We start from the raw sequence: 1,121 nt of genomic DNA on the forward strand, positions 1-1,121 counted from the left end.
CCCTCCAGCGGATCATAGGGCCAGGCGGCGACTTCGAGTTCAGAGGTCAGGGGGCTTTCGGCCGGCAGCGCGTCCTCGCTGACGGACAGCGGATGGATTTCGGCCGCGCCGTCGGCGGTGAGGCCCTCGAGCCCGGCAAGGAAGGGAGACATCTCCGCCAAACCGGCCCGGGACCCCACCCAGGCCGCACTCGATAGCCAGAGCACGTGTTTGGCACGGGTGTACGCCACGTAGGCCAGGCGCCGTTCCTCGGCCTCGCCGTGCGCCTGGACGGCAGACTTGAACTCCTTCTCGGCGTCAAGCCAGCCTTTTTGGTCCGGCTGGTCCAGGTCCCATTGGGGCAAATCGGTGCGATCGCCGCGCAACGGCCACGGCAGTGCCGCACTGCCGCTGCTCCACCGCGAGTCGCGGCTGCTGGGGAACGCCCCGGAATTGAGCCCGGGAACGAACACGACATCCCATTCCAGCCCCTTGGAGGCATGCACGGTCAGCAGCTGGACGGCTTCGTGGTTCACCTCCGGCGCTGCGGCATCCAGACCGTTTTCCTCGGCCGCCGCAGCTTCCAGCCATGCGAGGAACGCCAGGACATCTACCCGCTGGGAGGTGTGCAGGAACCCGGCCGCCGCGTCCTGGAAGGCGTCCAGGTTGCGGCGGGCCTGATGGATGCTGATCCCGGGCCGGGCCGCAACTTCGATGTCCAGGAGCATCGCCCGCTCGACCTCCCCGAGCAAAGTAGTGAGGTCGTCCCCCATGTAGCTGCGCAACTGCCGGAGCTCGTCCGAGAGCCGCTGCAGACGGTCCCGGGCCTCCGGGCTCAGTCTGCGTCCGTGCGCCGAGGTCCAGCCGTCGCGGGGCAGCCAGTCCAGGGCCTCGACCAGGCTGGCGGCGTCCGTGATGTCGCCTTCGATCACAGCGTCATCCAGCGCGTCCTCTGCGGCACGCCCGTCATCCTCGGCACCCTGTCCGGCGTCGCCGGCCTCCAGGCCGCCGGGGCGACCCCGACGGCGGGCCAGGAAACTCGACCAGTCCCGCAGGGCCATCAGGTCCGCCGGGCCGATCCGCCACCGCGCGCCGGCCAGCAGGCGCATGAGGGAGTCCGAGCGGCCCGGGTCGGCCAGGAC

At 70.4% G+C, this 1,121-nt stretch carries 1 protein-coding gene; it reads right to left on the reverse strand.

Translation table 11 applies throughout. The annotated features are described in order from the left end of the window. A partial coding sequence (locus LQV45_RS34680; RefSeq protein WP_290370419.1) for a 3'-5' exonuclease occupies positions 1 to 1,121 on the reverse strand: 1,121 nt, incomplete at both ends.

The sequence above is a fragment of the Microbacterium sp. Bi128 genome, from assembly GCF_918698205.1.